Origin of the sequence: Flavobacterium sp. 22659 (assembly GCF_052044235.1) — a bacterium.
In the GTDB taxonomy this organism is placed as follows: Bacteria; Bacteroidota; Bacteroidia; order Flavobacteriales; family Flavobacteriaceae; genus Flavobacterium; species Flavobacterium johnsoniae.
In genome coordinates, this window is record NZ_JBQEMU010000002.1 from 121,646 (window position 1) to 134,621 (window position 12,976).

Below are 12,976 nucleotides of genomic sequence, written 5' to 3' on the forward strand. Positions count from 1 at the left end.
TTTAAACGATATTTAAAAGTTCTATAATGAATACTAAAGTGGAGTTGGGCTGAATGATTGGCGGTGCTCCCATTTCGGCGTAAGCCAAATCATGCGGGATATAAATTTTCCAGCGTGAACCTTCGGGCATTAACTGCAGTGCTTCCTGCCAGCCTTTTATGGTCTGCAATACTCTCATTTTTTGAGGGCCTGTATCTTTGGTTGAATCAAAGACATCTTTATTTATCAAATAACCTTCATAAATTACATTTACGGTATCGGTTATTTTGGGTTTTCTGCCGTTTCCTTCGGTTAAGACTTCATATTGCAAACCGCTTGGCAGTACAGTAATACCTTCTTTTGAGGCATTTTTAGCCAGAAATGCAGTTCCTATTTCGGCATTTTTAACTTTTAATTCTTCCTGCAGTAATGCCACATAATTGTTGAAAATATCAATAGAGCGTTTTGGCGAAATTTTTTCTCCGGATTTATCAAAAACTGATTTCATTCCGTCTACATAATCTTCATATTTTATTTCTTCAAATCCAATATCTTTCAGACTTAGAGCCATTACAACTCCAGCTGAATACGAAATTTTATCTTTTTCTTCGGTTTTACCAATGTGTCCTAATAGTTCTAAAATGTCCATAATTTATTTTTTTAGATGTAAATAATAATTGAGTTGTCCAAATGAAATATTTTCATCATTTGGAGAGAGTGTTTCATGAAAATGCAATTTGTAATTTGGCTGCAGATGATCTATAATTAAATCTACCAGAACTGCGTTTTGAAAAACGCCTCCGCTGAAAGCAATTTCTCCCGATTTTGAAAACAAAGCTGTTTTTTCAATGCATTTCACTAAAGTGTAATGAAAGTTTAAAGCAATAACACTGCAGTCAATATTGTTTTGAAAAGCTTTAACGATCTGCAGCAGCAGTTTTTTTGCCGGGATTATATTCGTTATGTTTTCATCTTTTAAATAATCCTTTAGTTTTACTTTTGATTTAGAAAAAGCTTTTTGTGCCAGATTTTCTAAAAACATACCCGTTTGGCCTTCAAAAGAAATGTTCCCTTTAAACCCTAGCGTAAATGCGGCAGCATCAAATAATCTTCCTATCGAAGAAGTTTTTACCGTACTGTTTTCAATAAGTTTACTATAAACTTTAAGTTCGTTTTTATTGAAATAAGACTGGAAATACTCATCATTTTCACTGATAGAAAGCGCCGAAATTTTTGGATTTAATGCCATTTGATCTCCTAAAATCCAGTGAAAATATTCTAAATGTCCTATTCGGGTAATTTCGCCGCGATTGTATTTAAAAAATTCTCCGCCATAAATTTCGTTTTCATTTCCAAAACCAGAACCGTCCCAAATAACGCCTAATATTTTAGATTTTTCCCAAAGCTTTTTTTCTCCCAAAATCGCTGCAAAATGCGCTTCGTGATGCAGAACTTTTATAGTTTTCAGTAAAGGATTTTCTTTTAAAAAATCAGAAACAATTTTGTTGTTTTCGTAACCCGGATGCTGATCGTAAACTATTGTCTGCGGAACGAAATCAAAAAAATGCAGATAGTTTTGTATTCTATTTTCAAACCTTTTATAAGTGTCATAATTCAAGACATTTCCAATATATTCACTTTGATATATTTGCTGGTTTGAGATGGTGATTGTGTTTTTTAATGCAGCTCCTAAACAGAGTATTTTGTCTGAAGTTTTATTCAGATGAAAATTATCAATATTTGGCGCCAGACCTCTCGCACGGCGTAAAACAATTTTTTGTTTGTTTTTTCTCGAAAACCGAATTACCGAGTCATCTTGTGAGTTTTGAATTTCAAGATTGTGATGCAGGTAATAATCAGCAATGGAATTTAGGGATTGAACGGCTTCATTTTGATTTGAAGAAAGGGGAGAACCATTAAAATTACCGCTTGTTGCAACTAATGGTTTCTGAAACAAATTAGAAATTAAATGCAATAGTCCTGAATTGGGAAGCATTGCTCCAATAGTTTCCATATTGGGAGCTATTTCATTTACAGCTAATTTTTTTTGATTTTTTATGGGTAAAATTATAATAGGCGCTTGTGTCGATTTTAAAAGTTTTTTTTCTGTTTTATGATATAATAAATGCTTTTTAATTTGTTTAAAATCGGAGAATAATACAGCAAAAGGTTTTGCTGAACGTCTTTTTCTATTTCGTAATTCCTGAACAGTTTGATTATTTGAAGCATCGCAAAGCAGTAAATAACCAGAAGTATTTTTTACGGCAATTATTTTTCCCTGATTTAATTTCTCTGAAATAGATTCGAAAATTTCTTTGTTTGTTCCAGAAATAAGAGTTCCATTATTATCTGTAAATACAATCTGAATACCGCATTCAGGACATGAATTGGTCTGCGAATGAAAACGTATATCGTTTGGATTGTTGTATTCTTCCAGACAAGTTTGGCACATTTTAAATGGGCTCATACTTGTATTTTCTCTTTCAAAAGGAAATTTTTCGGAAATGGCATATCTGGGTCCGCATGACGTACAACTTGTAAACGGATAATTATAGCGACGGTTTTGCGGGTCCAGAGTTTCTTTTTTACAGTTTTTGCATATAGCAAAATCGGGTGTCAAAGGCGCGTTGATCGAAATGCCTTTTTCTGTTGGTTTTATAAAAAAGAGGTCAAATCTTTCTTCCGTTTCAATTTCTGAAACCTGAATAGTAGTAATTATCGCTTTTTTTGGATGTATTTTTTTTAGTTGGGCTACAAATTCTCTTATTGTTTTTTCTTCTTCCTGCACAATTATAACAACACCAAATTCATTATTAGAAACAAAGCCTTTCAGGTTAAACTGTATGGCAGTATTGTATACAAAAGGCCGAAAACCAACACCTTGTACAATGCCTGAAATTGTTATTTGAAATGTTGGTGTCAAGAAAAGAGAGTATTAAATTTTTATTTTTTCTATCTGCTGTATAATTTCAGCCGTTACTTTTTCTATCGCAGCTTCTACTTTCGGTGAAAGCTGCATGCACATGGGCTCCATTTTTAAAATGGTAATGGTGTACAAATAGATTTCGGGCATGGTATCCGTCATAGACAGGATTTCAACCATATCTTTAAGTCCAAAATTGTGTCCGCTCAGTGAAATAGGAAAGTCTTCTGAGAAACGCGGTTTCAAAAGCGAAATAGTTCCTTCTTCCTTGCCATCCATTGTAGCATCTACAATTATTACTTTTTGGTGACTTTCTATGTAAGGAATTAATGTAAAACCGCCAGTTCCGCCATCGATAAAAGATATGCCTTCCGGAAATTGGGCTTTATCAATTCGGTTTATAAAATGCACTCCAACACCTTCGTCTCCCATCAAATAATTTCCTATTCCGAGTACCAAAATGGTATTTCCATCAGAATGGAATTCGTCTATTTTTCTAGTGCTGACTGCTGTTTCCATATTTTTTTAGCTTAAATCTTCTGCCTGTGCTGTATTTTGATTTGTTATTTCAGTTCCAGTAAGTTCATCTTCTTTTTTCACTCTTTCGGTTCGAACGAATTTATAACCGCTTACCATTGCTGATGTTTCTCCTAAACCTTCCAGCCAGTCATGAAAGAAAACCAGATAAATATGAACTATTGCAAACAATATAAAAGTCCATGTTGTAAAATGATGTATCGATCTGACGTTTAAATCTCCTCCGGCTACGTTTACCACCCAGCCGAACATTTTAGGAAAAAACCAGGTCGAAGTAGGGGCATACATGGCAAATCCTGTTGCAATCATGATGAGTGCCATAAAAAACATAACGAGATAAGAAGCTGCTGCTACGCTGTTGTGACCTACAGCACCTGTTGGAGAGCCGTGTGTTTCTTCATTTTGAAGAAAAATATCATATTTAATAACATGCCACATTCTTTTAAAACCTTCTTTTTTAAAAGGGAAAAAGACACGCCAGTTGGCATATTTATTTCCTTTAAAAGCAAAATAAACCCTCAAAATCATAACTGCAACCAATAAGTAAGCGCACATAAAATGAATCTCCCGAATGTATCCAAACCAAAATTGATTTGAAGCTTCTTTGGTAGAAATGATTCCCGGCGGATTCCCAATAATAAATCCTGTAGCGACAAGTCCTGTAATAGCCCAGGCATTTACCCAATGAAAAATTCGTACAGGTAACTGCCAGATATAAGCTCTTTTGTAATCGTTAGTTTTTGTTGGCATACTGTTCAGTTTAAATTAAACGGTGCAGATAGTTATGTCATTTACTTCTTTAATGATATCGCCATTTTCGTCGTATAAATGCACGGCACAGGCAATGCAGGGATCAAAGGAATGTATGGTTCTAATAATTTCAAGAGGCAGTTCTGGATTTGCAATTGGCGTATTTAATAAAGTACTTTCATAAGGAGATCGCTGTCCTTTTGGATCTTTTGGAGAAGCATTCCACGTTGACGGCACGACCTGCTGATAATTAGCAACTTTAGCATCTTTTATTACAATCCAGTGGCTCAAAGCGCCTCGTGGTGCTTCTACCAATCCAACTCCCTGAGATTCTTTCGGCCAGGTATTGGTTTCCCATTTTTCCATATTAGCCATTTTGGTATCGCCGTTTTTGATGTTTTTAATTAAATCATCAAAAAACTCCAGATTCCAATTGGCTACTAATTGCGATTCTAAGGCTCTTGCAGCAGTTCTTCCTAAAGTCGAGAATAAAGCGGCGGCAGGAATCTGCAGTTTTGATAAAGCACCGTCTACGATATCTTTAAATTCTTCTCTCCCAGATGCATAACCAACCAGCATTCTTGCCAGCGGACCGACTTCCATAGCGTGGCCTTTCCATCTTGGTGTTTTGATGAAACTGTATTTTTCGTCAACATTCAAATGAGTGTAAGGCGGTTTTGGCCCTGTATAATTTATTTTGGTTTCTCCAGACCACGGCTGTCTTCCTGAATTTCCGTCTCCTTCATAATCATACCAGGAGTTGTTTACATATTCTTCTACCGTTTTTAAATCTCTTAAATCTAAATCATGAACTTTTGTCAAGTCTTTGTTTAAAATAACTCCCGCTGGAAATTTAAAAGTATCATTATTGGTATTATTATGACCCTGTGTTGGAAAATCGCCAAAAGTCATAAAGTTATGAAAGCCTCCAATAGCGCCCCAGTCTTTATAATAACCAGCAATAGCAAGTACATCCGGAAGGTAAACTTGTTCTACAAAACGTTTTCCTTCTTCCAGCAGCTGTCTCACAAAAGCAAGTCTTTCGGCATTTAAACCGCTTGCATCATCCAAATTAATTGAACAGGCCATACCGCCCACTAAAAAGTTTGGATGCGGATTTTTACCTCCAAAAATGGCATGTACTTTTACAATTTCCTTCTGCCATTCCAGAGCTTCAAGGTAATGGGCTGTTGCCATTAAATTGGCTTCGGGTGGTAATTTCATCTGCGGATGTCCCCAATAACCATTGGCAAAAATTCCTAACTGACCGCTGGCAACAAACTTTTTTAATCGTTTTTGTAAATCTGAAAAATAGCCCGGCGAACTTTTTGGCCAATTCGAAATAGACTGTGCCAATTGTGAGGTTTTTACAGGATCTGCATTTAAACCACTCAAAACATCTACCCAGTCAAAAGCATGCAAATGATAAAAATGCACTACGTGATCGTGTAAATACAAAGCACCCAGCATAATATTTCTAACTATTTCTGCATTGGGAGGAACCACAATTCCAAGTGCATCTTCAACCGCCCTTACAGATGCTGTAGCATGAGTCGAAGTACAAACACCACAGGTTCTTTGTACAAACGCCCAGACATCTTTAGGATTTCTGTCTTTTACAATATTCTCCAGACCTCTTACCATTGTTGAAGATAAGAAGGCTTCTTTTATAGTACCGTCTGAGATTTCTACTTCGGCTCTTAAATGTCCTTCTATTCTTGTAATTGGGTCTACAACTATTCTCTCTGCCATTTTATTTCTATATAGGTTATAAATCCTCTAAGTGTTTTTCGTTTTCAGTTCCCTGACTAATTCTCTGATTTAATTCTTTTCTTTTAGATACATTCGAAAGAATCGCGTGAGCTCCAATTCCTGCGGCAACACCACCAAGAGCAACTTTGCCCAGTAAATCGGCATTGGCCTCGATACTTCCTGCATTTATAGAAGTATCTCTGGAGTAAAAACTTCCAGCATCCCAAAAATCTTTGGCACTGCATCCAATACAGCCGTGTCCGGATTGAATAGGATAACTCACACCGCCGTTCCATTTCATATTACCGCAGGCATTGTAAGTACTTGGCCCTTTACAGCCCACTTTGTACAAACAGTATCCTTTTTTAGCGTTTTCATCATCAAAATTTTCAGCAAATAATCCCGCATCAAAATAAGGTCTGCGGTAACAGCTGTCGTGAACCCTTTTAGAATAAAAAGCTTTTGGACGACCAGAACTGTCTAATTCAGGCAGTTTTCCAAATGCTACAACGTGTACAATAATTCCGGCCATAACTTCACCAATTGGCGGACAGCCCGGAACATTTATAATAGGTTTATCGGTAATAATTTTATTAATAGGAACAGCTCCGGTAGGATTTGGTTTTGCTGCCTGCACACAGCCTGTTGTTGCACAGCTTCCCCAGGCAATAATAGCTTTTGCTCCTGCAGCAGATTCTTTTAGAATATCAATAGCACTTCTTCCGCCTATACAGCAGTAATTTCCGTCAGCTCCCATAGGTACAGAACCTTCAACACAAAGAATGTATTCTCCTTTGTATTTGTCCATAGTTGCTTTTTTCGCAGCTTCGGCCTGATGACCAGAAGCGGCCATAAGTGTTAAAGTGTAATCTAAAGAGATTTTGTCTAAAATAATATCGGCAACAATAGGATGGTCTGATCGTATAAAAGACTCACTGCAGCAGGTGCATTCCTGAAAATGTTCCCAGATTACCGGGAGACGGGGGGTGTTTTCGAGCGCTTTGGTAATCTGACCAATTGCAGAACTCTGCACGCCCATATAGGCGCCGATGTAAGCAACAAATTTTAAAAAATCTCTCCTGCTATAACCTTGTCTTTCAATGCTGTTATAATAGGTTTCATTTACTTTTATTTCATCTTTCATGCTAAAATAGGTTTAAAGAAAGCCTTAGTTTATTTAAAAAAGTTCCTAAAAGCATGAGGAATTTTTTACTGAATCTATTTTCAAAACTATTTAAACATTTGATTCTCGGAAGTGATAATTATCAGGTTTTGATTTGATTCTTTGAATTATCTTTCGCGGTTGTAATAATCTGTTAAAAAAAATACAAATGCATGAGCTTTCGGTTGTTACTTCGATTGTGAAAATTGTTCAACAAGAAGTAGATAAGATAAAAGGTAAAAGCGTATTAGAACTCTATCTGGAAATTGGAAAATTATCAGGAGTAGAAATGTCTTCTTTTTATTTTGTGTGGCCGCAATGCATTAATGGAAATATTTTAAGCAACACGAAATTATTTGTGGAAGAACCAGAAGGAAAAGCCCGGTGTGCAGAATGTGAAACGGAATTTTACATTGAAAAAAGTTTTGACAGCTGTCCAAATTGTAAGAGTCCGTTTAAGGAAATTATTGCCGGCAGAGAATTGAAAATAAAGAAAATAATCATAAAATAAACTGAGTTATGTGTACCACTTGCGGATGCAGTTCTGATGAAAACGAAATACGATTTACCAAAATAGGAGAGAAACACTTTCATTCTTATTCCGGTCACGATCACGATCATGACCACCACCATGAGCATCATCACGACCATGATCATGACAACGACGATCACGATCATCATCATGACCATTTTCACAATCATTCTCATGAAATAAGTGTGGTGCAGTTAGAAAAGGATATTTTGTATAAAAACCAGCTTACTGCTGAGAGAAACAGAGGATTTTTTGAAGCCCTGAATATTTTTTCTATCAATCTGGTGAGTTCACCGGGCTCCGGAAAAACCTCTTTATTAGAAAGAACCATTTCAGATTTAAAAGACAAAATTGCTTTTTCTGTAATCGAAGGTGACCAGCAGACTACAAATGATGCCGACAGAATCCATAAATTAAATGTTCCTGTAATTCAGATTAATACAGGAAAAGGCTGCCATTTAGACAGCGAAATGATATCAAAAGCCGTAAAAGAATTAAAACCGGTTCAGGATTCTGTTTTAATGATCGAAAATGTTGGAAATCTGGTTTGTCCGGCTATGTTTGATTTGGGAGAATTAAAACGAATCGTAATTATATCAGTTACTGAAGGTGAGGATAAACCGCTTAAATATCCGGATATGTTTTTAGGATCGCAAATCTGTATTATTAATAAAATTGATCTGCTTCCGTATTTGAAATTTGATTTGGAGAAACTGAAAGAATATGCAAAACAGGTAAATCCGCATTTGACTTTCTTTGAAGTTTCTGCTGCATCAGGAGAAGGTTTAGCAGTCTGGTACGATTATTTAACAAAATCTATAAAACAGTAAGTATGTGTTTAGCAGTTCCCGGCCGACTTGAAAAAATCACAGCTGAGCTTGATGAAACGTTTAGAATTGGAAATGTTTCTTTTGACGGTATTATCAAAGAGGTCAATTTAGCACTTGTTCCAGAGGCAGTAGAAGGTGATTACCTTTTAGTTCATGTTGGTGCTGCCATTGGAATTATTGATGAAGACGAAGCCAAAAGGACAATGGAGATTTTAAAAGAAATGGGCGAAGAGATTTAATGCATAAAAAATGGAAAAAGAACAGGAAGTAATTCACCTGCATCACGGAAGCGGCGGTGAACATATGACCAAATTACTCAATGAAGTAATTTTTAAGATTTTAAAAAATGATATTTTAGAAGTCCGCCACGATGGAGCCTTTTTAAACGTACAAGGAAATCTGGCTTTTTCTACAGATAGTTATGTTATTTCTCCCGTATTTTTTAAAGGCGGCAACATTGGTGAACTTGCCGTAAACGGAACTGTAAATGATCTTTCGATGTGCGGGGCAGTTCCAAAATACCTTTCGCTGGCCTTAATTATTGAAGAAGGTTTTAGTTTAGAAGAATTTACAGAAATTATAAAATCAATAAAACAAGCGGCAGATAAGGCTAATGTTCAAATCGTTACCGGAGATACAAAAGTTGTAGAAAGAGGAAAAGGAGATAAAATTTACATTAATACTTCGGGAATTGGTGTTGTTCACGAAAAAGCCAATATCAAAATTAGAAATATCCAGCAAAATGATACTGTTATTATAAACGGTTCTATAGCATCGCACGGAATGGCAATTATGTCTGAACGCGAAGGACTTGAATTTGACAGTGATATTTTGAGCGATACCACAAATTTAAATCACATCATTTTTGATTTAATAGAACAGTTTGGTGATAAAATTCATTTTTTGAGAGACGCAACCCGCGGCGGACTGGCTTCTGTACTGCATGAAATAACTACCGAAATTAATTTCGGCATTTCTCTTTTTGAAGAAAACATAAAAGTAGAAAGTCAGGTAAAAAGTGCCTGCGAACTGCTTGGTTTAGATCCGCTTTATGTAGCTAACGAAGGAGTTTTTGTCTGTATCGCAGCACCAGAAATTAAAAATGAAGTATTGAAGATTTTACAAAAAACAAATCCAAAGGCATCAGAGATTGGTTTTATAAGCGGAGAACATCCATCAAAAATAATTATCGAAAGTGCTTTTGGAGGAAAAAGAGTTGTAAATCCTTTAGTTGGAGAACAGCTGCCAAGAATTTGCTAAGCAGTATTTTTGAGTTTATTTTTATCTGAAATATTAAGTTGTAATTTGACTTTATATTTTATTATTTCGCATTTTTATTACACTTCTATGAGATTTTTATTTTTACTTTTCATTTTTATTCTTTCTTTTTCAACAAATGCGCAATCTGTGAGCGGGATTGTAAATAATACCGACGGAAAACCTTTATCAGATGTTTTAATTCGGGATTTGATTTCTAAAACACACGCTCATACTGATATAAACGGAAAATTTACATTAGAACAAACCAAAACAGATGACAGCCTTCAAATTTCTAAACAAGGTTATATTACACAAAAAATTAAACTGTCTTCTGATGCTTTTCTTTCTATTCAATTAGAAGAAAAACCTTTTTTATTAGAAGAAGTTACCATAACCAACAGTCTTAAATATTTAAATACCATTTCTAAAATAGATTTAGAGATTCAGCCTGTTTCAAATTCGCAGGATTTACTGCGAAAAGTTCCGGGGCTTTTTATAGGCCAGCATGCGGGCGGGGGAAAAGCAGAACAAATTTTCCTGAGAGGTTTTGACTGTGATCACGGAACTGATATTAATGTTACAGTAGACGGAATACCGGTAAATATGGTTTCGCACGCACACGGACAAGGTTATGCCGATCTTCATTTTGTAATTCCTGAAACAGTCGATAAGATAGATTTTGACAAAGGCTCTTATTTTGTCGATAAAGGTGATTTTACAACAGCCGGATATGTTGGTTTTAATACTAAAAATGCCCTGCAGAATAGTTCTGTATCTTTTGAAGGAGGTCAGTTTGATACTTTTCGCACCGTTGCGTTGTTCAATTTATTGAATAAGGAAAATCAGTCGGCTTATTTTGCAAGCGAATATATGATGACATATGGTTATTTTGATGCACCGCAAAACTTCAACCGAATTAATTTATTTGGAAAATATTCGGCTAAAATGACTAATGGCGACCGATTGGCAATTTCGGTTTCGCATTTTAAAAGCCAATGGGACGCGAGCGGACAAATTCCGGATCGTGCTGTAAACGACGGAACAATTTCTCATTACGGTGCAATCGATCCAAATGAAGGAGGAAATACAGGAAGAACTAATTTTAATTTGCAGTACGATGCCAAAATTGATGAAAACAGCCAGATTAAAAACACGGCTTATTTAAGCAAATATGATTTTGAATTGTATTCGAATTTTACTTTTTTCCTGAATGATCCTGTAAACGGAGATCAGATCAAACAAAAAGAAAATAGAACCATTGTAGGTTTTCAGTCTGAATACGATCAAAAACTAAATGAAAAATGGCTTTTTAAATTAGGTGCAGGATTGCGAAATGACAATAACAAAGATGTAGAATTATCGCATACCGTAAATCGTAAAACTGTTTTAGAGTATTTGAGTTTAGGAAATGTAAACCAAACGAATCTTTTTGCTTATTCAAGCCTTGATTTTACGTCAGGTAAATGGTTAGTAAATGGAGGTTTACGTTTGGATTATTTTAAATTTGGTTACGAAGACCAATTGGCAACAACTTACAGCAATCAAACGCAGACGAAAGCAATTGTGAGTCCAAAACTGAATTTTTTATACACTCAGAATGATAAAATAAATTACTTTTTAAAATTAGGAAAAGGGTTTCACAGCAATGATACACGTGTAGTAGTGGCTCAAAAAGGAGAAAAAATCCTTCCGGAAACCTATGGAGCAGATTTAGGAATTAACTGGAAACCTTTTCCAAGAATGATTATCAATTCGGCTGTTTGGTATTTGTATCTGGCGCAGGAATTTGTATATGTGGGAGACGAAGCTGTTGTTGAGCCAAGCGGAAAAACAGAACGAAAAGGATTTGATTTTGGTTTTAGATATCAATTAACCAATTGGTTATTCTGGAATACTGATTATACTTATACACATGCAAGAGCAATAGACGAACCAAAAGGAAATGATTATCTGCCATTGGCTCCGGCACATACTTTAATGAATGGATTTTCCGTAAAAGACCTAAAAGGATTCTCTGGAAGTTTAAGAACAAGATTTTTGGGAGATCGTCCGGCAAATGAAGATAATTCGGTAGTTGCCAAAGGATACTGCATCACAGATTTTTCAGTAAACTATCAAATTAAAAAGGTATCGATAGGAGTAAACATCGATAACATTTTTAATACAAAATGGAAAGAGACGCAATTCTTAACAGAATCAAGATTAGCAAATGAAACTGATCCTGTTGAAGAAATTCATTTTACTGCCGGAACGCCATTTAATGCAAGATTAATTTTAAAATACAGCTGGTAAAACAGAACATTTAGTTTATAAAAAAATCCCTCAAAACATTTCTTTTGAGGGATTTTTATTTGTTTATAAATCGCAGCAGTTAAAACAGAATTTCTTCGTTTGAACTGCTTTTAGAAGCATCATTTAAAACCTGACTGCAATTAAAATTATTTTTTTCGGGTTTTTCGTCCCAGTCTCCCCAATCTCCTTTATACGTTTTAATGCAGATTAGTTCATTGTTATCTCCTGAATATATCCGTGTACCACAAATACTGCTGTAGTTTTGGCTGTATTTTATTTTTAAATTTTCCATGATATGATGAGTTTAAGTTTTGTTTGGGTATGTTTTGACAAGTATTATTGATATAAACACTGTGTTTATTAAATATATCTTTCGGAAGTAAAATTAATTCTATTGGTTTTCAGTTAGTTATATTATTTTTTAAAACACTTTCATAATTCACATTTTTAAAACAAAATATTTTAATGCTTTATCAATTTACTGATAAATAGATTGTTATGAATATTGTAAAATCAATTTACAATTATGAAACATATAAACTTTATAACAGCCTAAATTTGAAATATACATGCAAAAAATATAATTATGAGAACAGTTATTAAGTTACACGTTATGCTGGTTCTGATTCTGACAGGATTATTAGGTTCCTGTAAAAACAATCAGGACGGATACAGTGATGAAATCCAGACAAGTGAAACACCAATTGACAGTACAAAAATGGCGGCTGACACTACACAAACTGCTAATGATTCTGGAGTAGGAGAAGAAGGGGCTAATACTGGGGCAATGAGTTCTGGTAGTAATAACAGTTCTGCAACAACTGCTGGAAAAGGAAGCGGACCCGGAGAAAGCGCTGAAGATGGTTCGACTTATTCAAAATCTTCAGGATTACAAAAAGACAGTATTAAGTCTAAAACTAAAACCGCTAAAAGCAAAAATGAAAAATAGAGATTTTTCA

The 12,976-nt window shown here is 35.2% G+C and carries 13 protein-coding genes; 6 read left to right on the forward strand and 7 right to left on the reverse strand.

What is annotated here, in order from left to right; translation table 11 throughout:
• Position 1: 1 nt before the first annotated feature.
• From ACTJIW_RS02735 to ACTJIW_RS02760, 6 genes are read right to left on the reverse strand one after another with little or no spacing between them, the layout of a single operon-like run.
• A complete protein-coding gene (locus tag ACTJIW_RS02735; protein WP_433811898.1) occupies positions 2-628 on the reverse strand; it encodes an FKBP-type peptidyl-prolyl cis-trans isomerase in 627 nt (208 codons plus the stop codon).
• 3 nt (positions 629-631) lie between these two features.
• Positions 632-2,902, reverse strand: a complete 2,271-nt coding sequence (hypF, locus tag ACTJIW_RS02740) for a carbamoyltransferase HypF (protein WP_440715652.1) — start codon at positions 2,900-2,902, stop codon at positions 632-634.
• A 12-nt stretch (positions 2,903-2,914) separates the two neighbouring features.
• Positions 2,915-3,421 carry a HyaD/HybD family hydrogenase maturation endopeptidase gene (locus ACTJIW_RS02745; RefSeq protein ID WP_440715653.1) on the reverse strand — a complete coding sequence of 169 codons (507 nt, stop codon included), beginning with the start codon at positions 3,419-3,421 and terminating at the stop codon, positions 2,915-2,917.
• Positions 3,422-3,427: 6 nt separating this feature from the next.
• Complete coding sequence (gene cybH, locus ACTJIW_RS02750; protein ID WP_440715654.1) at positions 3,428-4,189, reverse strand: Ni/Fe-hydrogenase, b-type cytochrome subunit; 762 nt, start codon at positions 4,187-4,189, stop codon at positions 3,428-3,430.
• A 15-nt stretch (positions 4,190-4,204) separates the two neighbouring features.
• Positions 4,205-5,941, reverse strand: a complete 1,737-nt coding sequence (locus ACTJIW_RS02755) for a nickel-dependent hydrogenase large subunit (protein WP_012025884.1) — start codon at positions 5,939-5,941, stop codon at positions 4,205-4,207.
• A 16-nt stretch (positions 5,942-5,957) separates the two neighbouring features.
• On the reverse strand, positions 5,958-7,085 hold the full coding sequence (locus ACTJIW_RS02760; protein ID WP_012025883.1) for a hydrogenase small subunit: 1,128 nt from the start codon (positions 7,083-7,085) through the stop codon (positions 5,958-5,960).
• Between the two features lie 187 nt (positions 7,086-7,272).
• Between ACTJIW_RS02760 and ACTJIW_RS02765 the strand changes: the two genes are divergently transcribed.
• From ACTJIW_RS02765 to ACTJIW_RS02785, 5 genes are all read left to right on the forward strand, one after another.
• Positions 7,273-7,614 carry a hydrogenase maturation nickel metallochaperone HypA/HybF gene (locus tag ACTJIW_RS02765; RefSeq protein WP_012025882.1) on the forward strand — a complete coding sequence of 114 codons (342 nt, stop codon included), beginning with the start codon at positions 7,273-7,275 and terminating at the stop codon, positions 7,612-7,614.
• Between the two features lie 8 nt (positions 7,615-7,622).
• Positions 7,623-8,465 carry a hydrogenase nickel incorporation protein HypB gene (hypB, locus tag ACTJIW_RS02770; RefSeq protein ID WP_440715655.1) on the forward strand — a complete coding sequence of 281 codons (843 nt, stop codon included), beginning with the start codon at positions 7,623-7,625 and terminating at the stop codon, positions 8,463-8,465.
• Positions 8,466-8,467: 2 nt separating this feature from the next.
• A complete protein-coding gene (locus ACTJIW_RS02775) occupies positions 8,468-8,704 on the forward strand; it encodes a HypC/HybG/HupF family hydrogenase formation chaperone (protein WP_149207044.1) in 237 nt (78 codons plus the stop codon).
• A gap of 10 nt (positions 8,705-8,714) precedes the next feature.
• The gene (gene hypE, locus ACTJIW_RS02780; RefSeq protein WP_440715656.1) at positions 8,715-9,725 is read left to right on the forward strand and encodes a hydrogenase expression/formation protein HypE; all 1,011 of its coding nucleotides are present in this window, start codon (positions 8,715-8,717) and stop codon (positions 9,723-9,725) included.
• Between the two features lie 87 nt (positions 9,726-9,812).
• Entirely contained in the window at positions 9,813-12,017 is a 2,205-nt protein-coding gene (locus ACTJIW_RS02785) for a TonB-dependent receptor plug domain-containing protein (RefSeq protein WP_440715657.1), read from the forward strand.
• Positions 12,018-12,096: 79 nt separating this feature from the next.
• Here the strand turns inward: ACTJIW_RS02785 and ACTJIW_RS02790 are convergent, their stop codons facing one another.
• A complete protein-coding gene (locus ACTJIW_RS02790) occupies positions 12,097-12,309 on the reverse strand; it encodes a hypothetical protein (RefSeq protein ID WP_012025877.1) in 213 nt (70 codons plus the stop codon).
• A gap of 294 nt (positions 12,310-12,603) precedes the next feature.
• On the opposite strand from ACTJIW_RS02790, the gene ACTJIW_RS02795 reads away from it, so the two are divergent.
• Complete coding sequence (locus ACTJIW_RS02795; protein ID WP_440715658.1) at positions 12,604-12,966, forward strand: hypothetical protein; 363 nt, start codon at positions 12,604-12,606, stop codon at positions 12,964-12,966.
• The last annotated feature ends 10 nt before the right edge of the window (positions 12,967-12,976 follow it).

Excerpts from the sequence above, each read along its gene's own strand:
- ACTJIW_RS02735 (WP_433811898.1), bottom strand. The coding sequence starts at position 628 with ATGGACATTTTAGAACTATTAGGACACATTGGTAAAACCGAAGAAAAA.
- ACTJIW_RS02745 (WP_440715653.1), bottom strand. The coding sequence starts at position 3,421 with ATGGAAACAGCAGTCAGCACTAGAAAAATAGACGAATTCCATTCTGAT.
- cybH (WP_440715654.1), bottom strand. The coding sequence starts at position 4,189 with ATGCCAACAAAAACTAACGATTACAAAAGAGCTTATATCTGGCAGTTA.
- ACTJIW_RS02755 (WP_012025884.1), bottom strand. The coding sequence starts at position 5,941 with ATGGCAGAGAGAATAGTTGTAGACCCAATTACAAGAATAGAAGGACAT.
- ACTJIW_RS02760 (WP_012025883.1), bottom strand. The coding sequence starts at position 7,085 with ATGAAAGATGAAATAAAAGTAAATGAAACCTATTATAACAGCATTGAA.
- ACTJIW_RS02765 (WP_012025882.1), top strand. The coding sequence starts at position 7,273 with ATGCATGAGCTTTCGGTTGTTACTTCGATTGTGAAAATTGTTCAACAA.
- hypB (WP_440715655.1), top strand. The coding sequence starts at position 7,623 with ATGTGTACCACTTGCGGATGCAGTTCTGATGAAAACGAAATACGATTT.
- ACTJIW_RS02775 (WP_149207044.1), top strand. The coding sequence starts at position 8,468 with ATGTGTTTAGCAGTTCCCGGCCGACTTGAAAAAATCACAGCTGAGCTT.
- hypE (WP_440715656.1), top strand. The coding sequence starts at position 8,715 with ATGGAAAAAGAACAGGAAGTAATTCACCTGCATCACGGAAGCGGCGGT.
- ACTJIW_RS02785 (WP_440715657.1), top strand. The coding sequence starts at position 9,813 with ATGAGATTTTTATTTTTACTTTTCATTTTTATTCTTTCTTTTTCAACA.
- ACTJIW_RS02790 (WP_012025877.1), bottom strand. The coding sequence starts at position 12,309 with ATGGAAAATTTAAAAATAAAATACAGCCAAAACTACAGCAGTATTTGT.
- ACTJIW_RS02795 (WP_440715658.1), top strand. The coding sequence starts at position 12,604 with ATGAGAACAGTTATTAAGTTACACGTTATGCTGGTTCTGATTCTGACA.